Below are 26,031 nucleotides of genomic sequence, written 5' to 3'. Positions count from 1 at the left end.
TTTGAGGTGCAGGCGTCGGGTTGAACGACTCGACAGGTTTTTCGAGGAAAGTGCCGGACGAGGCTGCAATGCTGTTCATTCCTGGCGTCGATTAAAGTTCTGGTGGCAAGGGAGCAAGCTCCCTCGCCACAGATTCAATCGACCTTGACTGAGCGGCACGGCGCCATTCGTCACGTCGCCCTTGCGCGTGTTTTGCGCGCGGGCGGGGCATTTTCTGCTTCACTCAAGGCTTGCCCGAAGGCTGGCCGCCCGGACCATAGGGGAATGGCGTAATGGCAACGGTAGACCGCTGGCTGCTGCCAGATGGCATCGAAGAAGTACTGCCACCGGAAGCTGCGCGTATCGAAGTAGCGCGTCGGCAGGTGTTGGATCTGTTCCAGAGCTGGGGTTACGAGTTTGTCGTCACCCCGCATATCGAGTACCTGGAATCCCTGCTGACCGGCGCGGGCCAGGACTTGGATCTGCGCACCTTCAAGGTTATCGACCCTCAATCAGGCCGTCAGATGGGCTTTCGGGCCGACATCACGCCCCAAGTGGCGCGCATCGATGCCCACACCCTGCGCCGCGAAGGCCCTAGCCGCCTGTGCTATGCCGGCAGCGTGCTGCACGCCCAGCCACGTGCCTTGTCATCCTCGCGCAGCCCGATCCAGTTGGGTGCCGAGTTGTATGGCGATGCCAGCCCGAGCAGCGACGTGGAAGTCATCAGCCTGATGTTGGCCATGTTGCAACTGGCCGACGTGCCGGATGTCCACATGGACTTGGGGCATGTCGGTATTTATCGCGGCCTGGCCCGTGCGGCCGGCCTGTCTGGCGAAGTGGAGCAGCAGTTGTTCGATGCGCTGCAACGCAAGGCCATCGACGAAGTCATCAGCCTGACCGAAGGCCTGCCGGCCGATCTGTCAGGCATGCTGCGGGCGCTGGTGGACTTGTGCGGTGGTCGTGAGGTGCTGGCCGCGGCTCGCGAGCGCCTGGCCCACGCGCCGGCGCCGGTGTTGGCGGCGCTCGACGACCTGCTGGCGATTGCCGAGCGTCTGTCGGTGCGTTTCCCTGACCTGCCGCTGTATTTCGACCTGGGTGAGCTGCGCGGTTATCACTACCACACCGGTGTCGTGTTTGCCGTATTCGTGCCGGGCGTCGGCCAGTCGATCGCCCAGGGCGGTCGCTATGACGACATCGGTGCCGACTTCGGTCGCGCCCGTCCGGCGACCGGCTTCTCTACCGATTTGAAAACCCTGGTGACCCTGGGGCGTGCTGAGATCGAGCTACCGTCTGGCGGTATCTGGATGCCTGACAGTACGGATGCGGCACTCTGGCAGGCCGTCTGCCAGTTGCGCAGCGAGGGTCAGCGTGTCGTCCAGGCCTTGCCTGGGCAACCTGTGGCCGCCGCCCGTGAAGCGGACTGCGACCGGCAATTGATTCAGCAGAATGGGCTTTGGCAAGTATTGCCGCTGGCTTCTTGAGTTTTCTCGCCGGCCGCGGCCGGCACCAAGTTTGCGCGAATGAGGACAAGTGTTATGGGTAAGAATGTCGTAGTCCTGGGCACCCAGTGGGGTGATGAGGGCAAAGGCAAGATCGTTGATCTGCTGACCGAACATGCTGCCGCCGTAGTGCGCTACCAGGGTGGCCACAACGCAGGTCACACCTTGGTGATCGACGGTGAGAAGACCGTCCTGCACCTGATTCCCTCGGGCGTGCTGCGCGAAGGCGTCCAGTGCCTGATCGGCAACGGTGTGGTGGTTGCGCCCGACGCCCTGCTGCGGGAAATCATCAAGCTGGAAGAGAAGGGTGTACCGGTGCGTGAGCGCCTGCGTATCAGCCCGTCCTGCCCGCTGATCCTGTCCTACCACGTTGCACTGGACCAGGCCCGTGAAAAGGCTCGTGGCGAGCTGAAGATCGGCACCACCGGTCGCGGTATCGGCCCGGCCTATGAAGACAAGGTCGCGCGTCGCGGCCTGCGTATCGGTGACTTGTTCCATCGTGAGCGTTTCGCCGCCAAGCTGGGTGAGTTGCTGGACTACCACAACTTTGTCCTGGTCAATTACTACAAAGAGCCGGCCATCGACTTCCAGAAGACCCTGGATGAGTGCATGGAGTACGCCGAGCTGCTCAAGCCCATGATGCTCGACGTCACCGCCGAACTGCACGAGCTGCGTCGCGCCGGCAAGGACATCATGTTCGAAGGCGCCCAGGGTTCGCTGCTGGACATCGACCACGGCACCTATCCGTACGTCACCAGCTCCAACACCACCGCCGGCGGTATCGCCACCGGTTCGGGTTTCGGTCCGATGTACGTGGACTACATCCTGGGCATCACCAAGGCCTACACCACGCGCGTCGGTTCGGGTCCGTTCCCGACCGAACTGTTCGACGACGTCGGCGCTTTCCTGGCCAAGCGCGGCCATGAATTCGGTGCGACCACCGGCCGTGCCCGTCGTTGCGGCTGGTTCGATGCGGTCATCCTGCGTCGCGCCATCGACGTCAACAGCATCTCGGGCCTGTGCCTGACCAAGCTGGACGTGCTGGACGGCCTGGAAACCATCAACATCTGCGTGGGCTACAAGAACCAGGACGGCGCTGTCATCGACGCACCGACCGACGCCGACAGCTACATCGGCCTGGAGCCAGTGTACGAGCAGATGCCGGGTTGGGCTGAATCGACCGTAGGCGCCAAGACGCTGGAAGAGCTGCCAGCGGCGGCCCGTAACTACATCAAGCGTGTCGAAGAGCTGGTCGGTGCGCCGATCGACATTATTTCGACGGGGCCTGACCGTAACGAAACCATCGTTCTGCGTCATCCTTTCGGCTGATAAGTCGTTGATGTAAAAAGCAAAGGACCCTCATTTGGGTCCTTTGTCGTTTCTGCTGCCAGGCGGCATGACACTTGCTATGCAACTCCATTACAGGCAGCTCTTGATGAGTGCCATCAAATTACTGGCGTTTGGTAGAGGGATTTCACGTGTCGGCCGTTCTCTCACTGTTACAAAGCCGTTTACTGCGGCCCGTGTTCGTTACCCTCGGTATCGCCCTTTTGGTGCAGGTACTGGTGGCCGTCGCGCTGACCCGGAGCACTGTCACGGCGCTGGAAGCCGATCTCGGTACACGGTTGGGCGTAGACAGCCAGAAACTTTCGGCAGAACTGGAGCAGGCCGGGCGTGAGGTCACGTCGAGCCTGGACAGCCTGTCCGCCAACACTCGCCAGCGGTTGAATGCCGGGCTGTCCGCGCGTCTGAAGGACGAGCAGGCGCAGCTGCGTGGGGCGTTGGAGAAAGACTTGCGCGATTCCGCCAATGATATGGCGCAACTGCTGGCTTCCGTCGCGCCCCGCGCCATGTGGGACAGCGATGTGCCGACCCTTTCCGAATTCGCCCGCCGGGCCCAGCGCAACCCCAATGTTTTGTTCGTCATTTACGACGACGCTGCCGGTGAGCACCTGACCCGCTACTTGAACCGGGAAAACCCGATCAACAAGGCGTTGCTGGAGAAGGGCAAGGGCGAGCGGGCGCTGGACAAGGTGTTGGATGCGGCGAAGAGCGATCCGTCGGTGTATTACCTCGAAGCTTCGATCAACCCCAATGGCGTGGAGATCGGCAAGGTACTGATGGGGGTTTCCACTGCGTCCGTCGAAACCGACCTGAAGGCGCTGGACCAGCGCTTTTCGGCGTTGATCGCCAGCAGTGACCAGTTGGTGGGCGATAGCCTGAAAGGCGCGGCGGCCGACAGTGCCACCGCCATGCGCGGTCGGTTGCAATCGGCCCAGGCCACGGCCACGCAAATGCAGACCAACACTTCCAGTACGGTGCAGGAAGCGGCAAGCACCTTGCGCTGGCGCATCGGTCTCGGCCTGGCGTTGGTGGGCGCTGGTGTCCTGTTGCTGCTGGCCGTGGTGCTGGGGCGTCGGGTGGTCAATCGCCTCAAGCTGCTGATCGCGGCGATGAATGACCTGGCGGCGGGCGAGGGCGACCTGACCAAGCGTGTGCAAATCAACAGCAAGGATGAGATCGGCGACATGGCGTCGGCGGTCAATCGCTTTGTGGATAAGTTGCAACCCATCGTGCGCGAGGCCGGCGATGTCGCCCAGCGTACCGGTGTGGAGATCGGCGCGATGACCTTGCGCAACTCCGGCGCCGATGCGGCGGCCGGGATGCAGCGTGACGAGGTGGCCGAGAGCTTGCGGGCGCTGTCGCAAATGGCCGACGAAGCTCAATCGGAAAGCCAGGCGATGCAGGCGGCCTTGCAGCAGGTGGTGGAGATTCGCCAGGCCACGGACGAAAACACGCGCACCTCGGCGAAGGTCAGCGGTTTGATCGAGGCGCTGGCCGGGCAAGTGGACACCGGGGCGAAGGTGATCGAGCGGCTGGCGCAGCAGAGCGAGCAGATCGAGGTGGTGCTGACGGTGATCCATGGCATTGCCGAGCAGACCAACCTGCTGGCCTTGAACGCGGCGATCGAAGCGGCCCGGGCCGGCGAGACCGGACGCGGGTTTGCGGTGGTGGCGGATGAAGTACGAGCGTTGGCGAGCAAGACCCAGAGCTCGACGGGTGATATTCAGGCGCACATCGTGGCGTTGCAGCAGGGCGCCCGCGAGGCGGTGGCGGCGATTGGTCAGGCTGGGCGCCAGGCCAATGAGGGCTTGCTGGTGTTGCGTGACAGCGCGCGCTTGCAGCAATCGGTGCAGGCGTCTGTCGAACAGGTGCACGCGGCCATCGGCCTGGCAACCCAGGCTGCAGCCCATCAGGCCCAGGGTGCGCAGGCGGTGCGTGGACGGGTCGAAACCATTCACGTCCAGGCTGAAAAGGCGGCCCAGGCGGTGGTCGAAACCACGGCCAGCGGCAAGGTGCTGGATAGCCTGGCGGCGCAGTTGAAGGCAAGCCTGGGGCAGTTCCGGGCCTGATCTCGCGGCTGGGCTGGCCTCATCGCGAGCAAGCTCGCTCCCACAGTGATCTCGGGTGTTTAACGGGGCCAATGTGGGAGCGAGCTTGCTCGCGATAGCGGTTTAGGCGGTTCCTGAACCCAGAAACGCAAAAACCCGCTTTCGCGGGGTTTTGTGAGATTCAAGGCGATGACCTTGAAGCTTGAATTGGTGCCCAGAAGAAGACTCGAACTTCCACGACCTTGCGGTCACCAGCACCTGAAGCTGGCGTGTCTACCAATTTCACCATCTGGGCAGCATCTTCAGCGTTGCCGCTGTTGATGTGGCGCACTATACGGAGCGCGTTTTGATCTGTAAACCCCTGTTTTTGTTTTAGTAATTGCCAGGTCGAATTTCAGGAGGGCAGAAATGCAAAAACCCGCTTTCGCGGGTTTTTGTGAAGCTTGCAGGCTGTTGGTCTGCAGCTTGAAATTGGTGCCCAGAAGAAGACTCGAACTTCCACGACCTTGCGGTCACCAGCACCTGAAGCTGGCGTGTCTACCAATTTCACCATCTGGGCAGTATCGGCAACGTGTGTGCGTCGTCGATGGCGCGCACTATACGGAGCGTGTTTTTAACTGTAAACCCCTCTTGGTAAAAAAACCTGGAAATTTCACGAGTGGCACGATCCTAGGCTGCAGCGCAGGGTCGAACGGCGTCGGAAACAGGATTCAGGTGCCTGAAATTTCCCGTTTCATTAAGCCTATGCCAAACTAACCCGCATATAGACAAGGTGAAAACTCTCTAATGGCCGATTGGCAGTCCCTCGATCCCGAGGCCGCTCGTGAAGCGGAAAAATATGAAAACCCTATTCCTAGCCGCGAACTGATCCTGGCGCATCTCGCCGATCGGGGTTCGCCCGCCAGCCGCGAGCAATTGGTCGAAGAATTCGGCCTGACCACCGAGGACCAGCTCGAAGCCCTGCGCCGCCGCTTGCGTGCCATGGAGCGCGACGCCCAGTTGATCTACACCCGCCGCGGCACTTATGCGCCGGTGGACAAGCTCGACCTGATCCTGGGCCGCATCGCCGGCCATCGCGATGGCTTTGGTTTCCTGATCCCGGACGACGGCAGCGACGACCTGTTCATGAGCCCGGCGCAGATGCGCCTGGTGTTCGACGGTGACCGGGCCCTGGCTCGCGTGTCCGGCCTGGACCGCCGTGGTCGTCGTGAAGGCGTGATCGTCGAAGTGGTGTCCCGCGCCCACGAAAGCATCGTCGGTCGTTATTTCGAGGAAGGCGGCATCGGTTTCGTCGTCGCCGACAACCCGAAGATCCAGCAGGAAGTGCTGGTTACCCCGGGCCGCAATGCCGACGCCAAGGTCGGTCAGTTCGTCGAAGTGAAGATCACCCACTGGCCCACCCCGCGCTTCCAGCCCCAAGGGGACGTGGTGGAAGTGGTGGGCAACTACATGGCGCCGGGCATGGAGATCGACGTTGCCCTGCGCACCTACGACATCCCGCACGTCTGGCCCGATGCGGTCATGAAGGAAGCCTCCAAGCTCAAGCCGGAAGTCGAAGAGAAGGACAAGGAAAAACGCATCGACCTGCGTCACCTGCCGTTCGTCACCATCGACGGCGAGGATGCCCGTGACTTCGACGACGCGGTCTACTGCGAAGCCCGGCCCGGCAAGCTGCGCCTGTTCTCTGGTGGCTGGAAGCTGTACGTGGCCATCGCCGACGTTTCCAGCTACGTGAAGCTCGGTTCGGCGCTGGATGCCGAAGCGCAGGTGCGCGGCAACTCGGTGTACTTCCCCGAGCGCGTGGTGCCGATGCTGCCTGAGCAACTGTCCAACGGCCTGTGCTCGCTCAACCCGCACGTCGATCGCCTGGCCATGGTTTGCGAGATGACCATCTCCAAGTCCGGCGAGATGACCGATTACTGCTTCTACGAAGCGGTGATCCATTCCCACGCGCGGCTGACCTACAACAAGGTCAGCGCGATGCTGGAGACGCCGAAACTGGCCGAGTCGCGCAAGTTGCGCGGTGAGTACAGCGAAGTGTTGCCGGATCTCAAGCAGCTTTATGCACTGTACAAGGTGCTGCTGGCGGCGCGTCATGTGCGCGGTGCAATCGATTTTGAAACCCAGGAAACCCGGATCATCTTCGGTTCCGAGCGCAAGATCGCCGAAATCCGCCCGACTGTTCGCAACGATGCGCACAAGCTGATCGAGGAATGCATGCTGGCGGCCAACGTCGCCACCGCCGAATTCCTGAAGAAGCACGAGATTCCTGCGTTGTACCGGGTCCACGACGGCCCGCCGCCGGAGCGTCTGGAAAAGCTGCGGGCGTTCCTCGGCGAGCTGGGCCTTTCCTTGCACAAAGGCAAGGAAGGTCCGACACCCAAGGATTACCAGGCCCTGCTGGCCAGCATCAAGGATCGCCCGGATTTCCACCTGATCCAGACCGTGATGCTGCGTTCGTTGAGCCAGGCGGTGTACAGCGCCGATAACCAGGGCCACTTCGGCCTGAATTACGAAGCCTACACCCACTTCACGTCGCCGATCCGCCGTTACCCCGACCTGCTCACGCACCGGGCCATTCGCAGCGTGATCCATTCGAAGATGAATACTCCGCACGTCAAGCGTGCCGGTGCGATGACGATTCCGAAGGCGCGCATCTACCCGTACGACGAAGCCGCCCTCGAGCAGCTCGGCGAACAATGCTCGATGAGCGAGCGTCGTGCCGACGAAGCGACCCGCGACGTGGTGAACTGGCTCAAGTGCGAATACATGAAGGATCGCGTCGGTGAGTCGTTCCCGGGCGTGATCACGGCTGTGACCGGTTTCGGCCTGTTCGTCGAGCTGACCGATATCTACGTCGAGGGCCTGGTGCACGTCACTGCGCTGCCGGCGGACTACTATCACTTCGACCCCGTGCATCACCGCCTGGCGGGCGAGCGCACCGGTCGCAGCTTCCGCCTGGGTGATACCGTTGAAGTGCGGGTCATGCGCGTCGACCTCGACGAGCGCAAGATCGACTTCGAGATGGCGGAGAAGACCATCAGCGCACCGATTGGCCGCAAGAAACGCGGTGCCGAAACCTCCGCGCCTGCTGCCAAGGCCGCTGAGCCGGCATCGTCCCGCTCCGGGCGCGGGTCGGCCAAGGAAAAAGCCAGCGAGGCCTATCGTCCGAGCGATGCGGCGGCGAAGAACGCCGAAGTGCGCAAAAGCCGTGAAATGAAGCAGGCGTTGCTGGCTGAAGCCAAGAACGGTGGCAAAGGAGCGTCGGGCAAGACCGGGCGTTCGGCACCGGACAAGGCCGCCAGCAAACCCAGCAAACACCGTAAAGGCCCGCCGAAAGCGGGCTCGGCCCCGGCCAAGAGTGGCGGGGCGCGTAAACCCAAGGCCAAGTCATGAGTCAGTTGGAAAAGATCTACGGCGTGCACGCCGTGGAAGCGCTGTTGCGTCATCATCCCAAGCGGGTCAAGCAGATCTGGCTGGCGGAAAGCCGCAGCGAGCCTCGGGTGCAGACCCTGGTCGAGCTGGCCAATGAAAACCGCGTGGCGGTCGGCCAGGCCGAGCGGCGCGAGATGGACGCCTGGGTCGAAGGCGTTCACCAGGGCGTCGTGGCCGAAGTCAGTCCGAGCCAGGTGTGGGGTGAGGCCATGCTCGAAGAGCTGCTCGATCGCACTGAAGGCGCGCCGCTGCTGCTGGTACTGGACGGCGTGACCGACCCGCATAACCTGGGCGCCTGCCTGCGTTCGGCGGATGCCGCCGGCGCGCTGGCGGTGATCGTGCCCAAGGACAAGTCAGCCACATTGACTCCGGCGGTCCGAAAAGTCGCCTGCGGCGCCGCGGAGGTGATTCCGCTGGTGGCCGTGACCAACCTGGCGCGCACCCTGGAGAAACTCCAGCAGCGCGGCCTGTGGGTGGTCGGCACGGCGGGCGAGGCCGAGCAGGACCTCTACCAGCAGGACCTGACCGGCCCGACGATCCTCATCATGGGCGCCGAAGGCAAGGGCATGCGTCGCCTGACCCGCGAGCATTGCGACTATTTGGTCAAGCTGCCGATGGCCGGTAGCGTCAGCAGCCTCAATGTGTCGGTGGCGACCGGCGTGTGCCTGTTCGAAGCGTTGCGTCAGCGTAGCGTCAAGGCGGCGGCAAAGAAGCCCTGACCCTGCAGTAACCCCTGTGGGAGCGAGCTTGCTCGCGATGACGGTGTATCAGTGACAGCAGTGTCGACTGGCAGGCCGCTATCGCGAGCAAGCTCGCTCCCACAAAGGTTTGTGATGAAGCACGGATTGTGATTGTTCAAATAATCACCAATTGCCTTGCGCCGCCCTCGACCCTTCTCTACAATTGCGCCCCTTGCTGTGATGGCAGGCACTTATGTGTCTAGCGTCCACAAGTCCATAAGTGTCATTCACTCCTTGTCTGACCGTTTTTGAGCGGCAGGCTACAACCCGTAAGGAGCATTCATGCGTCATTACGAAATCATCTTTTTGGTCCACCCGGATCAAAGCGAGCAAGTCGGCGGCATGGTTGAGCGTTACACCAAGCTGATCGAAGAAGACGGCGGCAAAATCCACCGTCTGGAAGACTGGGGCCGTCGTCAACTGGCCTACGCAATCAACAATGTTCACAAGGCTCACTACGTGATGCTGAACGTTGAGTGCACCGGCAAGGCCCTGGCCGAGCTGGAAGACAACTTCCGCTACAACGATGCAGTGATCCGTAACCTGGTCATCCGTCGCGAAGAAGCCGTTACCGGCCAATCCGAGATGCTCAAGGCTGAAGAAAACCGCAGTGAGCGCCGTGAGCGTCGCGACCGTCCTGAGCACTCTGACAGCGCCGATGGCGATGACAGCGATAGCGACAGCGACAACAGCGATAACGCTGACGAGTAATCCACGGACCTTTTAAGGAGCCAATCACATGGCACGTTTCTTCCGTCGTCGTAAATTCTGCCGCTTCACCGCTGAAGACGTGAAAGAGATCGACTACAAAGATCTCAACACCCTGAAAGCCTACGTATCCGAGACCGGCAAAATCGTTCCAAGCCGTATCACCGGTACCAAAGCTCGTTATCAGCGTCAGCTGGCCACCGCTATCAAGCGCGCCCGCTTCCTGGCCCTGCTGGCCTACACCGACAGCCACGGCCGCTGAGACCAGGTTCGTCGACGAGTAGTAAGGGATTGAATGCATGCGCGCCTTAGCTGACTTCATCATGCGGGGACGTGTGCAGGCCACGCTGGTCGTGGCCGGATCCGCGGCATTGCCGCTGTTGTTCTGGTTGAGTGCCGCCGCCGGATGCCTTGTGCTCCTGCGGCGCGGTTCGGACGCCTTGAGCGTCCTGGGTATCGGGTTGTTGTCGGCGTTGGTGAGCTGGCATTTCCTGAAGGACCCGACAACGCTCCTGGTGTTGATCGGGGCTTGCAGCCTGGCGTTGATTTTGCGCGCCGGGCATACCTGGAACCGCGTGCTGCTGTGCAGCGTGGCCGTGGGGTTGTTGTGTGCGGTGAGCCTGGGGACTGTGTTCAGTTCCATCATCGAATCGCTGGCGCAGACGTTCAAGGACGTGTTGCCGCTGGCGATGGGTGGGGTCTACGAGACATTCTCGGCAGACCAGAAGGCGTTTGTCACCGCCATGACTGCTCCGCTGATGATCATTTCGATAGCGTCTTCGTTGCAGATCTTTAGCGTGCTGTGCCTGATGCTTGGGCGCTATTGGCAAGCTTCGTTGTACAACCCCGGTGGTTTCGGTCGCGAGTTTCGCGCCGTCCGATTCCCCAAAGGCGTGGCGCTGTCACTGCTGGCCGTCATGTGTGTGGCTCCGTTCTTCGGGCTGCATGCACTGATCCTGTTGCCGTTGTGCAGTGTGCCGCTGATCTTCGCCGGTCTGGCCCTGGTTCATGGGCTGGTGGCGCAGAAACGACTGGCCAGTTTCTGGCTGGTGGGGATGTACGTGACGTTGTTTCCTTTCATGCACTTGCTCGGTCCGTTGCTCGTGGTCCTGGCCATCGTTGACAGCCTGATTGATTTTCGCGGTCGGATGGCGTCGAAAGACGCCGACAACGCGAACGGTGAAGGTTAAAAGTTAGAGGATTTTCACATGCAACTGATCCTTCTGGAAAAAATCGCCAACCTGGGCAACCTGGGCGACAAAGTAAACGTTAAGGCCGGCTACGGTCGTAACTACCTGCTGCCTTTCGGCAAAGCCACCGCTGCGACCGCTGCCAATCTGGCTGCGTTCGAAGAGCGTCGCGCTGAGCTGGAAAAAGCCGCCGCAGACCGTAAGGCATCGGCTGAAAGCCGTGCTGCCCAACTGGCCGAGCTGGAAGTGACCATCACTGCCACCGCTGGCGACGAAGGCAAGCTGTTCGGTTCGATCGGTACTCACGACATCGCTGACGCACTGACCGCCTCCGGCGTTGAAGTCGCGAAAAGCGAAGTTCGTCTGCCGAACGGCACCATCCGCAACGTGGGTGAATTCGACGTCGCCGTGCACCTGCACGCTGAAGTTGAAGCCACCGTACGCGTTGTCGTGGTAGCAGCCTAAGCAACAACACCTGTCGGCTGGCACCCTTGGGTACTAGTCGGTAACATCGGGCACGATCCTGTTTACAGGTCGTGCCCTTTGTCTTTGTGCAATTGCTGTTTTCATCACCAGAATCCCCGTGGCCATGAACGAAATCACCGCTCCCGAGCAATACGATCTGCAAACCGCTGCCCTGAAGGTGCCGCCGCACTCCATCGAGGCCGAACAGGCCGTGCTCGGTGGCTTGATGCTGGACAACAACGCCTGGGAGCGCGTGCTCGATCAAGTCTCCGACGGCGATTTCTACCGGCATGACCACCGCCTGATTTTCCGGGCGATCGCCAAGCTGGCCGATCAGAACATGCCGATCGACGTCGTGACCCTGGCCGAACAACTGGACAAGGAAGGGCAGACGTCCCAGGTGGGCGGCCTCGGTTACCTCGGCGAACTGGCGAAAAACACGCCGTCTGTCGCCAACATCAAGGCCTATGCGCAGATCGTCCGCCAGCGCGCGACCCTGCGCCAACTGATCGGCATCAGCAACGAGATCGCCGACAGCGCTTTCAACCCGGAAGGGCGTACCGCCGAAGAGATCCTCGATGAAGCCGAACGGCAGATCTTCCAGATCGCCGAGGCGCGGCCAAAGACCGGCGGTCCGGTCAGCGTCAATGACTTGCTGACCAAGGCCATCGACCGGATCGATACCCTGTTCAACACCGACAACGCCATCACCGGGTTGTCCACCGGCTACACCGACCTCGACGAGAAGACCAGCGGCTTGCAGCCGGCCGACCTGATCATCGTCGCCGGCCGTCCGTCCATGGGTAAGACCACCTTCGCGATGAACCTGGTGGAAAACGCCGTGCTGCGCAGCGACAAGGCGGTGCTGGTGTACTCCCTCGAGATGCCAGGCGAATCGCTGATCATGCGTATGCTGTCGTCCCTGGGGCGCATCGACCAGACCAAGGTCCGTTCCGGCCAACTGGAAGATGACGACTGGCCCCGCCTGACGTCGGCAGTCAACCTGCTCAATGACCGCAAGCTGTTCATCGACGACACCGCCGGCATCAGCCCGTCGGAAATGCGCGCCCGGACCCGTCGCCTGGTGCGCGAGCACGGTGACATTGCGCTGATCATGATCGACTACCTGCAATTGATGCAGATTCCCGGCTCCAGCGGCGACAACCGGACCAACGAGATTTCCGAGATCTCCCGTTCCCTCAAGGCCCTGGCCAAGGAGTTCAACTGCCCGGTGGTGGCGCTCTCCCAGTTGAACCGCTCCCTGGAACAGCGTCCGAACAAGCGCCCGGTGAACTCCGACTTGCGGGAATCCGGAGCGATCGAGCAGGACGCCGACGTCATCATGTTCGTGTACCGCGACGAGGTGTATCACCCCGAGACGGAGCACAAGGGCATCGCCGAGATCATCATCGGCAAGCAGCGGAACGGTCCGATCGGCTTCATCCGCCTGGCGTTCATCGGTAAATACACCCGGTTCGAGAACCTGGCGCCGGGTAGCTATAACTTTGATGATGATGAGTAAGACCTTCTTTTTTGAAGGGCTGTAATACTCCTTGTGGGAGCGGGCTTGCTCGCGAAAGCGGTGGCTCAGGAGACATTGATGCTGAATGTCCGTCCGCTTTCGCGAGCAAGCCCGCTCCCACATTGGTTTTGCGATAAGCCCGACCATTTCCGACCATAGCCGTCGGACTTGATCATTTTTTGTGCTATATTTCGCCCCCGCGATTTTTCACCTTTTATACCGGTCATCGACATGCAAGCAGCCAAGCCGTTATTTGACTATCCCAAGTACTGGGCCGAATGTTTCGGCCCAGCGCCATTCCTGCCCATGAGCAGGGAGGAGATGGATCAGCTCGGCTGGGATTCGTGCGACATCATCATCGTGACCGGTGATGCCTACGTCGACCACCCGTCGTTCGGCATGGCGATCATCGGCCGTTTGCTGGAAGCCCAGGGCTTTCGCGTGGGGATCATTGCCCAGCCGAACTGGCAGTCCAAAGACGACTTCATGACGCTCGGCGAGCCCAACCTGTTCTTCGGCGTCGCGGCCGGCAACATGGACTCGATGATCAACCGCTACACCGCCGACAAGAAGATCCGTTCCGATGACGCCTATACCCCCGGCGGCCTGGCGGGCAAGCGTCCGGACCGTGCGAGCCTGGTCTACAGCCAGCGCTGCAAGGAAGCCTATAAGCATGTGCCCATCGTGCTCGGCGGCATCGAAGCGTCCCTGCGACGCATTGCTCATTACGATTACTGGCAGGACCGGGTGCGCAACTCGATCCTGATCGACGCCAGCGCCGACATCCTGCTCTACGGCAACGCCGAGCGGGCCATCGTCGAGGTCGCCCAGCGCCTGTCCTATGGCCACAAGATCGAAGACATCACCGATGTGCGCGGTACCGCGTTCATTCGTCGCGACACGCCCAAGGACTGGTACGAAATCGACTCCACGCGCATCGACCGTCCGGGAAAGATCGACAAGATCATCAACCCGTACGTGAACACCCAGGACACTGCCGCCTGCGCCATCGAGCAGGAGAAGGGGCCGGTTGAGGACCCCAGCGAAGCCAAGGTCGTACAGATCCTGGCCAGCCCGAAGATGACCCGCGACAAGACCGTGATCCGCCTGCCCTCGGTGGAAAAGGTGCGCAACGACGCGGTGCTCTACGCCCACGCCAACCGCGTGCTTCACCTGGAAACCAACCCGGGCAATGCCCGCGCCCTGGTGCAGAAGCACGGCGACGTCGATGTCTGGTTCAACCCGCCGCCCATTCCGATGACCACCGAGGAAATGGACTACGTGTTCGGCATGCCTTACGCACGTATCCCGCACCCGGCCTACGGCAAGGAAAAGATTCCGGCCTACGAGATGATCCGGTTCTCGGTGAACATCATGCGCGGCTGCTTCGGCGGCTGCACGTTCTGCTCGATCACCGAGCACGAAGGCCGGATCATCCAGAACCGTTCCGAAGAGTCGATCATTCGCGAGATCGAAGAGATCCGCGACAAGGTCCCGGGCTTCACCGGGGTGATTTCCGACCTCGGCGGCCCGACCGCGAACATGTACCGCATTGCTTGCAAGAGCCCGGAGATCGAATCCGCGTGCCGCAAGCCATCCTGCGTGTTCCCCGGCATCTGCCCGAACCTGAACACCGACCATTCCTCGCTGATCCAGCTGTACCGCAGCGCGCGGGCATTGCCTGGGGTGAAGAAGATCCTGATCGCTTCCGGCCTGCGCTACGACCTGGCGGTCGAGTCGCCGGAGTACGTCAAGGAGCTGGTGACCCACCACGTCGGCGGTTACCTGAAGATCGCCCCGGAGCACACCGAGGAAGGGCCGCTCAACCAGATGATGAAGCCGGGCATCGGCACCTATGACCGGTTCAAGCGGATGTTCGAGAAGTACACCAAGGAAGCCGGGAAAGAGCAGTACCTGATTCCGTACTTCATCGCCGCCCACCCGGGCACCACCGACGAAGACATGATGAACCTGGCGCTGTGGCTCAAGGGCAACGGCTTCCGGGCTGACCAGGTGCAGGCGTTCTACCCGTCGCCGATGGCCACCGCCACGGCCATGTATCACTCGGGCAAGAACCCGCTGCGCAAGGTCACCTACAAGAGTGACGGGGTGACCATCGTCAAGAGCGAAGAGCAGCGCCGTTTGCACAAGGCGTTCCTGCGCTACCACGACCCCAAGGGCTGGCCGATGCTGCGCGAAGCGCTGACGCGCATGGGCCGGGCCGACCTGATCGGGCCGGGCAAGCATCAGCTGATCCCGCTGCACCAGCCGGCCACCGACAGCTACCAGAGCGCCCGTCGCAAGAACTCGACGCCGGCCGGCAGCCACAAGGTGGGCAAGGACACCACTCGGATCCTGACCCAGCACACTGGCCTGCCACCACGCGCCAGCGACGGCGGCAATTCGTGGGACAAGCGCGAGCAAGCCAAGGCCGCCGCGTTCGCCCGCAACCAGCAGGCCGCCAAGGAGCGCAAGGACGCGGCCAAGGGCAAGGGGCCGAAGCCGGCACGCAAGCCGGTCGTGCCACGCTGATCGCCACGTTGCACCGCAAACGCCAGCCTAAGTGCTGGCGTTTTGCTTTCTAGCGGCTGTGCTGCCCATTTGCTATCGTGGCCGCCGCCCCTGTTCCGGGCCATGAAGCCGGGTGATGTGCCGCGCCACAAGGTCTGTGCCGATCTTGCACAGAGGCTGTGTCGATAAAGCGCTCACCCTCCGATCCTCAAGGACGATTCCCATGAGCAGCCCCTCAACCCCCGCCATTGGCATGGACTTCACGTTCTCCCAGTACATGGCCCGTCAACGCATCGAAGCCCAGGTCAACCTGCCGCGCCTGTTCGCGGCCATCGATGCGGACCCCAACATTGCCGGCGCAGGGGTGGTGTACATCGACTCCGAGTACAACGTGGTGACCCTGCGCGAGTTCAAGCCGATCTGCAGCATCGCGCCCAAGCGCGTGATTTTGCGCGAGGCCAAGAAGTACATCGCCCCGCAGCAGTTCATCGACCAGGTGAAAAGCAGCCCGCGGGAGTCGAAGCTCGGGGTGGAGGCGACCAATGCCGGTTTGTCTTGCGTCGCCGCCGTCATCGGTTGGGTGGTGGTGTTCAGTGGCAGCGTCGCGGTGCCCTTTACCGCTGGAGCCAGTGCCTGGGTGGTGGCCCTGGGCGTAGCTGCCGCGACGGCGAGTACCGCTCAATGTGTGATTGGCGGCGCGCGGGTCGCCAACGAACTGAACAACCCCACCGGCAATGATGAGATGAACGACGCCGACTGGTACAACATCGTCTCGCCGATCCTGGATGCGGTGTCCCTGGTGGGCGTGGGTGGCTCGGCCCTGACCACGGTTCGCCTGCTCAAGGCCAACAAGGCAGCCGCCACCGGAAAGAGCTGGTACCAGTTGCTCAAGGGGTTGAGCCGGCAGGAACGCAGCAAATTGACCAAGGAGTTGCTGTCGCTCAAGGATCCGAGCCTGACCGCCAAGCTGCTCAAGTTGCAGCAGCGGGCCGGAGCCCTGCCCAAACGCTATTCGTCCGCCGAAATCAGACACGCGACGCTGACTCAGATCAAGGACGCCTTGGGGGGTGCCTTGGGCGTCATCGGGAGTTACACCAGCGACGGTCATGTGAAAACCGTGGCTGTCGGCTTGTATGAGGAGTTCACCGAATGATCGGCGGCGGATCGCTGAAGGGCTTCCTGGCCCGGTACTTCCCGGTGTTCATGGGCACCCTTTTGCTGGGCTGCTTTTGTGGGTCGATGCTGCTCTCGCTGGCCGGGACGACCTACTGGCGAGACTTGGAACCCTCCACCAGGGCTGACTATGTCGGGTTCGGGACATTGGCCCTGGTGCTGGTCCTGGTGGGGGCCAATCTCCTGATCGTACGTGGGCGGGCCTGGGCCGTCTGGGGGGTCGCGGGGTATTTCCTGGCGTGCCTGGCCGCCGTGCTGCCGATGTTTGCCTACCGGCCGCACCAAGGCGTCTACGTGTTCGCCGTGCTGCTGCCTCTACTGGGGTTGTTGTTGCTCAACAGCAAGCGCCACCGGGAGATGCGTCGCAAGCTGGTGGAGATTCGCCGCCAGCGCGAGCTGATCATCCAGGCCGCCAAGGGCCCGCGCTCCCGCCGCTGAGCCCGCGTCCTCGCCACATTTATGTGCGGCCCATTGCGCAGAAAGCGGGCAACGTTCGGTTTTAGTGCTCTACTGCCTTGAGTAGACGAAGAAAGTGTCCGGCCTGCCTGCATGGCATAAGTCTTGCGCCGCTTTCGATAACGCCCAGGCTCGCAGGAGGCACGCCGTGTCGATCCATGTTGCTTTGCACCACGTCACGCATTACCGCTATGACCGCGCCGTCGAGCTCGGCCCGCAGATCGTTCGCCTGCGCCCGGCGCCCCATAGCCGTACGCGGATTCTTTCCTACGCGCTGAAGGTTTCGCCCGACCAGCACTTCATCAACTGGCAGCAAGACCCCCAGGGCAATTATCTGGCACGGCTGGTGTTTCCCGAGAAAACCGAGGAACTGCGGATCGAGGTCGACCTGCTGGCGGAAATGGCGGTGTTCAACCCCTTCGACTTTTTCCTCGAGCCTTATGCCGAGAAGATCCCCTTCAGCTACGCCGCCGATGAGCGCAAGGAGCTGGCCCCGTACCTGGAAACCCTGCCGCTGACGCCGCGGTTGCAGACTTACCTGGAGGGCATCGACCGCACGCCGCTGCCGGCGGTGGATTTCCTGGTGGCGCTCAACCAGCGCCTGAGCGAAGACATCAACTACCTGATCCGCATGGAGCCCGGCGTCCAGACTCCGGAGCACACCCTGGAGCAGGCCTCCGGTTCTTGCCGCGACTCGGCCTGGTTGCTGGTGCAACTGTTGCGCAACCTCGGCCTGGCGGCGCGGTTCGTGTCCGGTTACCTGATCCAGTTGACGGCCGATGTGAAAAGCCTCGACGGCCCGTCCGGGACCGAGGTGGACTTCACCGACCTGCATGCCTGGTGCGAGGTCTACCTGCCGGGCGCGGGCTGGATCGGCCTGGATGCGACGTCCGGGTTGTTCGCCGGCGAAGGGCATATCCCGCTGGCGTGCAGCCCCGACCCGTCCTCGGCGGCGCCGATCAGTGGCCTGGTGGAGCCGTGCGAGTGCGCATTCAGCCACACCATGTCGGTCGAGCGCGTCTGGGAAGCGCCGCGGGTGACCAAGCCGTACACCGACGCGCAATGGCTGGCGATCCAGGCCCTGGGCCGGCAGATTGACGTGGATCTGCTGGAGGGCGATGTGCGCCTGACCATGGGCGGCGAGCCGACCTTCGTGTCCATCGACGACCCGGATGGCGCCGAGTGGAACACCGCGGCGCTCGGGCCGGACAAGCGCCGGCTGTCTGCCGAGCTGTTCGCACGGATGCGCGACCACTATGCCCCCAAGGGCCTGGTGCATTTCGGCCAGGGCAAGTGGTACCCCGGCGAACAACTGCCGCGCTGGTCGCTCAATTGCTATTGGCGCCGTGACGGTGTGCCGATCTGGCACGACAGCGCACTGATCGCCGACGAGCAGCAGGACTACCAGGCTGACGGCGAGCTGGCGGGGCGCTTCCTGACCCGCGTCGCCGAGCGCCTGAACATTCCCGCGCGATTCGTGTTCCCGGCCTACGAAGACAATTTCTATTACTTGTGGCGCGAAGGGACGTTGCCTTCGAATGTCACGGCCCAGGACCCACGCCTGGAAGACCCCCTGGAGCGCGCGCGGCTGCGCAAGGTCTTCAACCAGGGCCTGGACAAGGTGATCGGTCAGGTCCTGCCGCTGGCCCGTACCGCCAAGGGCGATCAATGGCAGAGCGGTCGCTGGTACCTGCGGGATGAGCACTGCCGGCTGGTGCCGGGGGATTCGCCTCTGGGCTATCGCCTGCCGTTGGCGTCGCAGCCCTGGGTCACGGCGGCTGAGTTCCCGTTCATCCACCCCACCGATCCGAACCAGGATTTTCCTGAGTTGCCCGACACCGAACGGTTGGCGCAGCACGGCGAAGCGGCCGTCGAACCGGACCGTGCGCCGCCGGTCGATGTCTCGGCCGATTGGCTGACCCGCACCGCCCTCTGTGCCGAGGCCCGCGACGGCCGGCTGTACCTGTTCATGCCACCGCTGGAGCGGGCCGAGGATTACCTGGAGCTGGTCAGCGCCATCGAGGCGACGGCGCAGGCACTGCACTGCCCGGTGCTGCTGGAAGGCTATGAGCCGCCGAGCGATCCGCGCCTGGGCAATTTGCGCATCACCCCCGACCCGGGCGTGATCGAGGTCAACGTGCAACCCTCGGCCTCCTGGGACGAGTTGGTCGAGCGCACCGAGTTCCTCTACGAACAGGCGCGACTGACCCGTCTGACCACCGAAAAATTCATGATCGACGGCCGGCACACCGGCACTGGTGGCGGTAACCATTTCGTACTGGGCGGCGCGACACCGGCTGACTCACCTTTCCTACGGCGTCCTGATCTGCTGCGCAGCCTGATCAGCTACTGGCATAACCACCCGTCGTTGTCCTACTTGTTTTCCGGATTGTTCATCGGCCCGACGTCCCAGGCGCCGCGGGTGGACGAGGCGCGCAACGACGCGTTGTACGAGTTGGAAATCGCTTTTGCGCAGATGCCCCAGCCTGGGGAGGAATGCCCGCCCTGGCTGGTTGACCGGTTGTTGCGCAACCTGTTGATCGACGTGACTGGCAATACCCACCGCGCCGAATTCTGCATCGACAAGCTCTATTCCCCGGACGGTGCCACCGGGCGTCTCGGCCTCCTGGAACTGCGCGCTTTCGAGATGCCGCCTCACGCCCGCATGAGCCTGGTCCAGCAACTGTTGCTGCGGGCATTGGTGGCGCGGTTCTGGCGCGAGCCCTATGCGCCGGCGAAACTGGCGCGCTGGGGCACCGAACTGCATGACCGATTCCTGTTGCCGCACTTCATCGAGCAGGATTTTGCCGACGTCATCAATGAGCTGAACGCTGCCGGCTACCCGTTGCGCGCCGAGTGGTTCGCCGCTCACCTGGAGTTCCGTTTTCCCAAGGTTGGCGATTACGCGGTCAATGGCATCGAATTGCAGTTGCGCCAGGCGCTGGAGCCCTGGCATGTGCTCGGGGAGGAGGGCGCGGCAGGCGGCACTGTGCGTTATGTGGATTCCTCCCTGGAGCGCTTGCAGGTCAAGCTCAATGGCCTGGCGCCGCAACGTTATGTGTTGACCTGCAACGGCGTGCCGGTGCCGCTGCACCCCACCGGTCGGGTCGGCGAGTTCGTCGCCGGGGTGCGTTTTCGCGCCTGGCAACCGGCCAACTGCCTGCAACCGACCATCCCGGTGCAGGCGCCGCTGGTCTTCGATGTGCTCGACACCTGGACGCAGCGTTCCCTGGGCGGCTGCCAGTATCACGTGGCGCATCCTGGCGGGCGCAACTACGAGAGCCTGCCGGTCAATGCCAACGAAGCCGAGAGTCGGCGGATGGCGCGCTTCTTCCGGCTCGGGCACACACCCGGGAAAATTCCGATACCGAGCCTGGCCGTGGATGACGAATTTCCGCTCACGCTTGATCTGCGGCGTTTCCATGGGGCCCCGAACATGTAACGCACACCTTGTGTGGCGAGGGAGCTTGCTCCCGCTGGCTGCGAAGCAGCCCTTTTTTTTGTGAGCGCTTCGCACGGGTGCGCCAGCCCGGTCAAGCGGGAGCAAGCTCCCTCGCCACGATGGTTCAAGGCTGAAATAGGTTGCCAGGCCCAAGGCAACACACATCTATCCGCGCGTCATCTGCTTGCGCTAGTCTGATCCTTCATTGCCGTCTGCCGAGCTTTCCATGCCTGACCTGCTTGACCGTTACCCGCTGACGACGGGCACCTATCACGAATTGCTGGACGACAGCGGTGCGGTGCGCCCGCACTGGCGACGGCTGCTCGACCAATTGCAACGCAGCACGCCGGCCCAGTTGATCCAGCGCCAGGCCCTGCTGGCGCGGCAGATCCAGGAAAACGGCGTGACCTACAACGTCTACGCGGACCCCAAGGGTGCGGATCGGCCGTGGGAACTGGACCTGCTGCCGCACGTCATCGATGCCCAGGAGTGGAAGCACCTGTCGGCCGGCATCGCCCAGCGCGGCCGCCTGCTCAACGCCGTGCTGGCTGATCTGTACGGGCCACAGCGGCTGATCAGCGAGGGCCTGTTGCCGGCGGAACTGGTGTTCGGGCACAACAATTTCCTCTGGCCCTGCCAGGGCATTGCCCAGCCGGGCGCCAACTTCCTGCACCTGTACGCGGTAGACCTGGCGCGCACACCCGATGGCCGCTGGTGGGTCACGGCGGATCGGACCCAGGCGCCGTCGGGGGCCGGGTATGCGCTGGAAAACCGCATGATCGTTTCCCGCGCGTTTCCTGAGTTGTACCGCGACCTCAAGGTGCGACACCTGTCCGGCTTCTTCCGGACCTTGCAGGAAACCCTGGCACGCCAGGCGCCCAGCGATGGCGAGCCGCCGTTGGTGGTGCTGCTGACGCCGGGGCGGTTCAACGAAAGCTATTTCGAACACCTGTACCTGGCGCGCCAGTTGGGTTATCCGCTGGTGGAAGGCAGCGACCTGACTGTCCGGGACGCCACGGTCTACCTCAAGACCCTCAGCGGCCTGCGCCGGGTCCACGCCATCATGCGTCGTCTCGACGATGATTTCTGTGACCCGCTGGAACTGCGCACCGATTCGGCCCTGGGCGTGCCGGGGCTGCTGGAGGCGGTGCGCCAGGGCCGGGTGCTGGTGGCCAATGCCTTGGGCAGCGGCGTGCTGGAATCGCCAGGGTTGTTGGGCTTTTTGCCGCAAATCAACCAGTACCTGTTCGGCGAAGCGTTGTTGCTGCCGTCGATCGCCACCTGGTGGTGCGGTGAACCACCGGTGCTGGCCCAGGCTTTGGAGAAACTGCCAGAACTGCTGATCAAGCCGGCGTTCCCTTCGCAGAGCTTCAACCCGGTGTTCGGCCGCGACCTGAGCGAACAGCAGCGCAGCCAACTGGCGGCGCGCATGCAGGCGCGTCCCTACGCGTACGTCGCCCAGGAGCTGGCGCAACTGTCCCAGGCTCCGGTCTGGCAGGCCGAGGACGGGCAGATCCAGCCCCGGGCCATTGGCATGCGCGTGTATGCGGTGGCCGGGAAGGATGATTATCGGGTGCTGTCCGGTGGCCTGACGCGCGTGGCCGCCGAGGCCGACGCCGAGGTGGTGTCGATGCAGCGCGGTGGCGCCAGCAAGGACACCTGGGTGCTGGCGGAGCAGGCCCCGGGCGGCGAGCAGTGGGCTGCCCAGCGGACCGTAGGCGTCCACGACCTGGTTCGCCGCGATCCGTACCTGCCGTCGCGGGTGGTGGAAAACCTGTTCTGGTTCGGCCGTTACTGCGAGCGTTGCGACGACAGCGCGCGGCTGTTGCGGATCATGCTCGCACGCTACGTCGACGGCGATGATCCGCAGGCCTTGCAGTCGGCGGTGGCCCTGGGCGAAAGCCTGATGTTGCTGCCCGACGAGGGGCAATTGCCCGAGCGGCTGCTGGCGGCCCTGCTGGGCGAGGACTGGTCGTTCAGCCTGCGCTCCAACCTGCAGCGCTTGCAGTGGGCGGCGTCCCAGGTGCGTGGGAAGTTGTCGCGGGAGAACTGGCAGGCGCTGGTTGAGCTGCAGCGCGAGGCCATGGAACTGGACACCGCCGAGCCGGATTTCGGCGAACTGCTGGACTTCCTCAACCGGCTGGTGATGTCCCTGGCGGCGTTGTCCGGTTTTGCCCTGGACGACATGACCCGCGACGAGGGCTGGCGCTTTCTGATGATCGGCCGACGCCTGGAGCGCCTGCAATTTCTCAGCAGCAGCCTGGCGGCATTCCTGCGGGGCGAGGCCGTGTTCGATCAGGCCGGGCTGGAATGGTTGCTGGAGTTGGGTAACAGCAGCATCACCTACCGCTCGCGCTATCTGGCGGTGGCGCAACTGATCCCGGTGCTCGACCTGCTGTTGCTGGACGAGCAGAACCCCCATGCGGTGCTCTTTCAGTTGAAACTGGTGGCCCGCACCCTCAAGCGTCTCAACGATGACTTCGGCGCGCCCCGGGACGTTGCCTTGCCGGACCTGGTGACGCGTCTTTCACGCTTCGATTTGCGTTGCCTGGAAAACCCGTTGTTCGGCGAAACCAGCCTGCGCGCGGCGCTCGACGGGTTGGCCGACCTGCTCCAGGAAGTGGCCGATGTCAGCGGTCAGGTGTCCGATCGCCTGGCCTTGCGTCACTTTGCCCATGTCGATGATGTCAGCCAGCGCACGGTGTCCGTCTGATGAGTGCCCGTTACCAGATTTTCCACGACACCCATTACCACTATGACAGTCCGGTTTCCCTGGCCCAGCAGCTCGCGCACCTGTGGCCACGGCCGTGTGAGTGGCAACGTTGTACCGAGCAGCAGTTGTTGATCAGCCCGGAACCGACCACCCGCCGCGATGAACAGGACGTGTTCGGCAACCCGCTGACCCGCCTGGCTTTCGAGCGACCGCACGATGAGTTGCAGGTCAACGCACGGTTGAGCGTCGAAGTGCTGGCCCGTCCTGAGCTGGATTTCAATATGTCCCCGGCCTGGGAGTCGACCTGCCAGGCACTGAGCTACAGTGGCCGGCCGCTCGCGGCCCCGGTGCTGGAGGCGTGCCGTTACCGTTTCGAGTCGCCCTATGTGCACCTCAAGCGCAGTTTCGTCGAGTTTTCCGCAAGCTGTTTCCCGCCGGGCCGGCCGTTGATGCTCGGGGTCCGGGCGTTGATGGAAAAGATTTTCCAGGAATTCACCTTCGACGCCGAAGCGACCCAGGTGGCGACGCCGCTGGTGGAGGTGCTGGAGCGGCGGCGGGGCGTGTGCCAGGACTTTGCCCACCTGATGCTGGCCAGTCTGCGTTCGCGCGGGCTGGCGGCGCGTTATGTCAGTGGCTACCTGCTGACCCAGCCGCCACCCGGCCAGCCACGCCTGATCGGCGCCGACGCGTCTCACGCCTGGGTGTCGGTGTATTGCCCGGTGCTGGGCTGGGTGGATTTTGATCCGACCAACAATGTGCAGCCGGCCCTGGAGCACATCACCTTGGCCTGGGGCCGGGATTTTTCCGATGTGTCGCCGTTGCGCGGGGTGATCCTGGGCGGTGGCAACCACGATCCCGAGGTGCGGGTGACGGTGATGCCGGTTGAGTCATAGGACGATTACAGTGTGGGAGCGGGCTTGCTCGCGAAAGCGGGTTGTCAGTGGCTGATGAGGTCGCTGGTACACCGCCTTCGCGGGCAAGCCCGCTCCCACAGGCAAGGTATTCAATAGCGAGCAAAGCCCATGGTCCCGGTTTTCAGGCCGGCAGCGGGGCTGCCGATCCAGGACACAGGACCGGCGGGGCAGGAGGGATCAGGCGTCAGGCGCCGGGTCTTTCGGTGCGTCACCTTCGTCGGTGGTCACGTCGCTTTCGGCGTCGTGGCTCAGTGCCGCTTCTTCAGCCGAGGCTTTCTTGCGCTGCAGCTTTTCCTCTTTCTTCTGCTCCTTGGCCAGGTCTCTCTGACGTTTGGCGAAGGAATAATTGGGTTTGGCCATGGGCGTTCCTCTGGGGTCGAAGGGAGGGAGAGCGGCGCGTATTCTGCCCTGTATCGGGGCCGAGCCGTTAGCGGGGTTTTTGTTCGGCCCACTTCGGCTGCACCGAGGGTTGCCATTCGTCCAGCGCGTCGAGCAGGTCATGGGCCGACTCGCTCACTTGCAGCATGTCACGATGCGGCGCCCGGACGAAGCCTTCGCCGACGATGTGGTCGAGGAAACCGGTCAGTTTGCTGTAGAACCCGTTCACTTCCAGCAGGCCCAGCGGCTTGCCGTGATAGCCGAGCTGGCCCCAGGTCCAGACCTCGAACAACTCTTCCAGCGTGCCGAGGCCGCCGGGCAGGGCGATGAAGGCATCGCTGAGTTCGGCCATGCGCGCCTTGCGGGCATGCATGCCGTCCACCACCTCCAGGCGGGTCAGGCCGGCGTGGCCGATCTCCTTGTCCTTCAGGCTTTGGGGAATGATGCCAATGACTTCTCCGCCGGCTGCCAGGGCCGCGTCGGCAACGATGCCCATCAGGCCGACGGCACCGCCGCCATAGACCAGTGTCAGCTTGCGCTCGGCCAGCGCCTTTCCCAGGGTCTGGGCCGCTTCACGGTAGGCGGGATGGCTGCCGGTGCTGGCGCCGCAAAATACACAAACAGATGCAATGGACATGCGTTACTCCGTGGGTCGATGACCGTTGCAGAGTAAAGCCTCGTCACGGGTGTGCAAAGGCGCTGAAAGTCTTAGCCTTCGCGCTGGGGTTTTTCATAGGTGCCACTGGCGCCGCAGGCGTAGGCGGCGAGCAAGCTGCACAACAGGCTGTTGAGGTTCATGGTGGACGCTCCAGAGGGTGATGGAGCCGATCATAGGGTGGGCTCGTGCGTCTGGCTTGTTGATTGTGTCCATCAGGCTGATAGCCTTAAGTTGTATACAATGTTTGATTCAGGTCATAGGAACTTGTCTGAAATTAAGGCAGTCTTCCCCTTTGAAGGAATTTTCTAACCATGCCTTGGAGATTCACGATGTTTGCCAAACTTGTTGCGGTATCCCTGTTGACGCTGGCCAGCAGCCAACTGATGGCAGCGGAGTGCAAGACCACGATCGACTCCACCGACCAGATGTCCTTCAGCACCAAGGCCATCGAAATCGACAAAAGCTGCAAGACCTTCACCGTTGAGCTGACTCATTCCGGCAACCTGCCGAAAAACGTCATGGGCCATAACTGGGTCCTGAGCAAAGAAGCCGACATGCAGCCGATCGCGACCGACGGCCTGGCGGCTGGCATCGACAAGAACTACCTGAAAGACGCTGACGACCGCGTCATTGCCCATACCAAGGTGATTGGTGCCAATGAGAAGGACTCGGTGACCTTCGACGTTTCGAAGCTCGATGCCGCTGAAAAATACGGCTTTTTCTGCTCGTTCCCGGGCCACATTTCGATGATGAAAGGTACTGTTACCCTGAAATAATTTCTGTGGGAGCGGGCTTGCTCGCGAAGGCGGCCGGACATTCAACATAGATGTCACAGATACACCGCCTTCGCGAGCAA

Annotated in this window: 19 protein-coding genes, 2 tRNA genes and 1 pseudogene; 18 read left to right on the top strand and 4 right to left on the bottom strand. The window is 62.7% G+C overall.

What is annotated here, in order from left to right:
* The first annotated feature begins 272 nt into the window (after nt 1-272).
* The 4 genes and pseudogenes from AD664_RS18105 (at nt 273) to AD664_RS28235 (ending at nt 4,891) form a co-directional block, all read left to right on the top strand.
* The gene (locus AD664_RS18105) at nt 273-1,460 is read left to right on the top strand and encodes an ATP phosphoribosyltransferase regulatory subunit (protein ID WP_042729518.1); all 1,188 of its coding nucleotides are present in this window, start codon (nt 273-275) and stop codon (nt 1,458-1,460) included.
* 54 nt (nt 1,461-1,514) lie between these two features.
* On the top strand, nt 1,515-2,807 hold the full coding sequence (locus AD664_RS18100) for an adenylosuccinate synthase (protein WP_042729519.1): 1,293 nt from the start codon (nt 1,515-1,517) through the stop codon (nt 2,805-2,807).
* Between the two features lie 485 nt (nt 2,808-3,292).
* A pseudogene (locus AD664_RS28240) lies at nt 3,293-3,985 on the top strand (methyl-accepting chemotaxis protein); the annotation flags it as partial.
* Nucleotides 3,986-4,006: 21 nt separating this feature from the next.
* Nucleotides 4,007-4,891, top strand: coding sequence for a methyl-accepting chemotaxis protein (locus AD664_RS28235; RefSeq protein ID WP_371260970.1), 885 nt, complete (start codon nt 4,007-4,009; stop codon nt 4,889-4,891).
* 187 nt (nt 4,892-5,078) lie between these two features.
* Here the strand turns inward: AD664_RS28235 and AD664_RS18090 are convergent.
* Together AD664_RS18090 and AD664_RS18085 are read right to left on the bottom strand one after the other, a co-directional pair.
* Nucleotides 5,079-5,165, bottom strand: a tRNA-Leu gene (locus AD664_RS18090).
* Nucleotides 5,166-5,342: 177 nt separating this feature from the next.
* A tRNA-Leu gene (locus tag AD664_RS18085) sits at nt 5,343-5,429 on the bottom strand.
* A 227-nt stretch (nt 5,430-5,656) separates the two neighbouring features.
* Between AD664_RS18085 and rnr the strand changes: the two genes are divergently transcribed.
* From rnr to AD664_RS18020, 13 genes are all read left to right on the top strand, one after another.
* Complete coding sequence (gene rnr, locus AD664_RS18080) at nt 5,657-8,266, top strand: ribonuclease R (protein ID WP_053148349.1); 2,610 nt, start codon at nt 5,657-5,659, stop codon at nt 8,264-8,266.
* Nucleotides 8,263-9,024 (top strand): 23S rRNA (guanosine(2251)-2'-O)-methyltransferase RlmB, encoded by a 762-nt coding sequence (gene rlmB, locus AD664_RS18075; RefSeq protein ID WP_047736054.1) that lies wholly within the window; start codon nt 8,263-8,265, stop codon nt 9,022-9,024. The genes rnr and rlmB overlap by 4 nt, the downstream gene beginning before the upstream one ends.
* 303 nt (nt 9,025-9,327) lie before the next feature.
* Nucleotides 9,328-9,756 (top strand): 30S ribosomal protein S6, encoded by a 429-nt coding sequence (gene rpsF, locus AD664_RS18070; protein ID WP_003186395.1) that lies wholly within the window; start codon nt 9,328-9,330, stop codon nt 9,754-9,756.
* Nucleotides 9,757-9,784: 28 nt separating this feature from the next.
* A complete protein-coding gene (gene rpsR, locus AD664_RS18065; RefSeq protein WP_002551829.1) occupies nt 9,785-10,015 on the top strand; it encodes a 30S ribosomal protein S18 in 231 nt (76 codons plus the stop codon).
* 37 nt (nt 10,016-10,052) lie between these two features.
* Nucleotides 10,053-10,943: a hypothetical protein gene (locus AD664_RS18060; protein WP_053148346.1), complete on the top strand. Its 891-nt coding sequence runs from the start codon at nt 10,053-10,055 to the stop codon at nt 10,941-10,943.
* 18 nt (nt 10,944-10,961) lie between these two features.
* A complete protein-coding gene (gene rplI, locus AD664_RS18055) occupies nt 10,962-11,408 on the top strand; it encodes a 50S ribosomal protein L9 (RefSeq protein WP_003186385.1) in 447 nt (148 codons plus the stop codon).
* A gap of 124 nt (nt 11,409-11,532) precedes the next feature.
* Nucleotides 11,533-12,930, top strand: a complete 1,398-nt coding sequence (gene dnaB, locus AD664_RS18050; protein ID WP_053148344.1) for a replicative DNA helicase — start codon at nt 11,533-11,535, stop codon at nt 12,928-12,930.
* Between the two features lie 231 nt (nt 12,931-13,161).
* On the top strand, nt 13,162-15,462 hold the full coding sequence (locus AD664_RS18045; RefSeq protein WP_053148342.1) for a YgiQ family radical SAM protein: 2,301 nt from the start codon (nt 13,162-13,164) through the stop codon (nt 15,460-15,462).
* Nucleotides 15,463-15,664: 202 nt separating this feature from the next.
* Nucleotides 15,665-16,594, top strand: coding sequence for a hypothetical protein (locus tag AD664_RS18040; protein ID WP_053148341.1), 930 nt, complete (start codon nt 15,665-15,667; stop codon nt 16,592-16,594).
* Nucleotides 16,591-17,052 (top strand): hypothetical protein, encoded by a 462-nt coding sequence (locus AD664_RS18035; RefSeq protein ID WP_053148339.1) that lies wholly within the window; start codon nt 16,591-16,593, stop codon nt 17,050-17,052. Before AD664_RS18040 ends, AD664_RS18035 begins: the two co-directional genes overlap by 4 nt.
* Before the next feature lie 166 nt (nt 17,053-17,218).
* Nucleotides 17,219-20,512 (top strand): DUF2126 domain-containing protein, encoded by a 3,294-nt coding sequence (locus AD664_RS18030; RefSeq protein WP_053148337.1) that lies wholly within the window; start codon nt 17,219-17,221, stop codon nt 20,510-20,512.
* 226 nt (nt 20,513-20,738) lie between these two features.
* Nucleotides 20,739-23,225, top strand: coding sequence for a circularly permuted type 2 ATP-grasp protein (locus AD664_RS18025; protein ID WP_053148335.1), 2,487 nt, complete (start codon nt 20,739-20,741; stop codon nt 23,223-23,225).
* Nucleotides 23,225-24,118, top strand: coding sequence for a transglutaminase family protein (locus tag AD664_RS18020; protein WP_053148333.1), 894 nt, complete (start codon nt 23,225-23,227; stop codon nt 24,116-24,118). Before AD664_RS18025 ends, AD664_RS18020 begins: the two co-directional genes overlap by 1 nt.
* A gap of 198 nt (nt 24,119-24,316) precedes the next feature.
* On the opposite strand, the gene AD664_RS18015 is transcribed toward AD664_RS18020, so the two are convergent.
* Both AD664_RS18015 and AD664_RS18010 read right to left on the bottom strand, forming a co-directional pair.
* The gene (locus AD664_RS18015) at nt 24,317-24,499 is read right to left on the bottom strand and encodes a hypothetical protein (protein WP_053148331.1); all 183 of its coding nucleotides are present in this window, start codon (nt 24,497-24,499) and stop codon (nt 24,317-24,319) included.
* Nucleotides 24,500-24,566: 67 nt separating this feature from the next.
* On the bottom strand, nt 24,567-25,154 hold the full coding sequence (locus AD664_RS18010) for a TIGR00730 family Rossman fold protein (RefSeq protein ID WP_053148329.1): 588 nt from the start codon (nt 25,152-25,154) through the stop codon (nt 24,567-24,569).
* Nucleotides 25,155-25,504: 350 nt separating this feature from the next.
* Between AD664_RS18010 and azu the strand changes: the two genes are divergently transcribed.
* Nucleotides 25,505-25,951, top strand: coding sequence for an azurin (azu, locus tag AD664_RS18005; RefSeq protein WP_053148327.1), 447 nt, complete (start codon nt 25,505-25,507; stop codon nt 25,949-25,951).
* Nucleotides 25,952-26,031: the final 80 nt, after the last annotated feature.

Source organism: Pseudomonas sp. P97.38 (genome assembly GCF_001269745.1).
GTDB lineage: Bacteria > Pseudomonadota > Gammaproteobacteria > Pseudomonadales > Pseudomonadaceae > Aquipseudomonas > Aquipseudomonas chlororaphis_E.
This window is presented reverse-complemented; position numbering and strand designations above follow the sequence as displayed.

Bases quoted from the DNA above. Each gene is read 5' to 3' on its own strand.
- AD664_RS18105 (WP_042729518.1), top strand. From the start codon at position 273: ATGGCAACGGTAGACCGCTGGCTGCTGCCAGATGGCATCGAAGAAGTA.
- AD664_RS18100 (WP_042729519.1), top strand. From the start codon at position 1,515: ATGGGTAAGAATGTCGTAGTCCTGGGCACCCAGTGGGGTGATGAGGGC.
- AD664_RS28235 (WP_371260970.1), top strand. From the start codon at position 4,007: ATGGCGTCGGCGGTCAATCGCTTTGTGGATAAGTTGCAACCCATCGTG.
- rnr (WP_053148349.1), top strand. From the start codon at position 5,657: ATGGCCGATTGGCAGTCCCTCGATCCCGAGGCCGCTCGTGAAGCGGAA.
- rlmB (WP_047736054.1), top strand. From the start codon at position 8,263: ATGAGTCAGTTGGAAAAGATCTACGGCGTGCACGCCGTGGAAGCGCTG.
- rpsF (WP_003186395.1), top strand. From the start codon at position 9,328: ATGCGTCATTACGAAATCATCTTTTTGGTCCACCCGGATCAAAGCGAG.
- rpsR (WP_002551829.1), top strand. From the start codon at position 9,785: ATGGCACGTTTCTTCCGTCGTCGTAAATTCTGCCGCTTCACCGCTGAA.
- AD664_RS18060 (WP_053148346.1), top strand. From the start codon at position 10,053: ATGCGCGCCTTAGCTGACTTCATCATGCGGGGACGTGTGCAGGCCACG.
- rplI (WP_003186385.1), top strand. From the start codon at position 10,962: ATGCAACTGATCCTTCTGGAAAAAATCGCCAACCTGGGCAACCTGGGC.
- dnaB (WP_053148344.1), top strand. From the start codon at position 11,533: ATGAACGAAATCACCGCTCCCGAGCAATACGATCTGCAAACCGCTGCC.
- AD664_RS18045 (WP_053148342.1), top strand. From the start codon at position 13,162: ATGCAAGCAGCCAAGCCGTTATTTGACTATCCCAAGTACTGGGCCGAA.
- AD664_RS18040 (WP_053148341.1), top strand. From the start codon at position 15,665: ATGAGCAGCCCCTCAACCCCCGCCATTGGCATGGACTTCACGTTCTCC.
- AD664_RS18035 (WP_053148339.1), top strand. From the start codon at position 16,591: ATGATCGGCGGCGGATCGCTGAAGGGCTTCCTGGCCCGGTACTTCCCG.
- AD664_RS18025 (WP_053148335.1), top strand. From the start codon at position 20,739: ATGCCTGACCTGCTTGACCGTTACCCGCTGACGACGGGCACCTATCAC.
- AD664_RS18020 (WP_053148333.1), top strand. From the start codon at position 23,225: ATGAGTGCCCGTTACCAGATTTTCCACGACACCCATTACCACTATGAC.
- AD664_RS18015 (WP_053148331.1), bottom strand. From the start codon at position 24,499: ATGGCCAAACCCAATTATTCCTTCGCCAAACGTCAGAGAGACCTGGCC.
- AD664_RS18010 (WP_053148329.1), bottom strand. From the start codon at position 25,154: ATGTCCATTGCATCTGTTTGTGTATTTTGCGGCGCCAGCACCGGCAGC.
- azu (WP_053148327.1), top strand. From the start codon at position 25,505: ATGTTTGCCAAACTTGTTGCGGTATCCCTGTTGACGCTGGCCAGCAGC.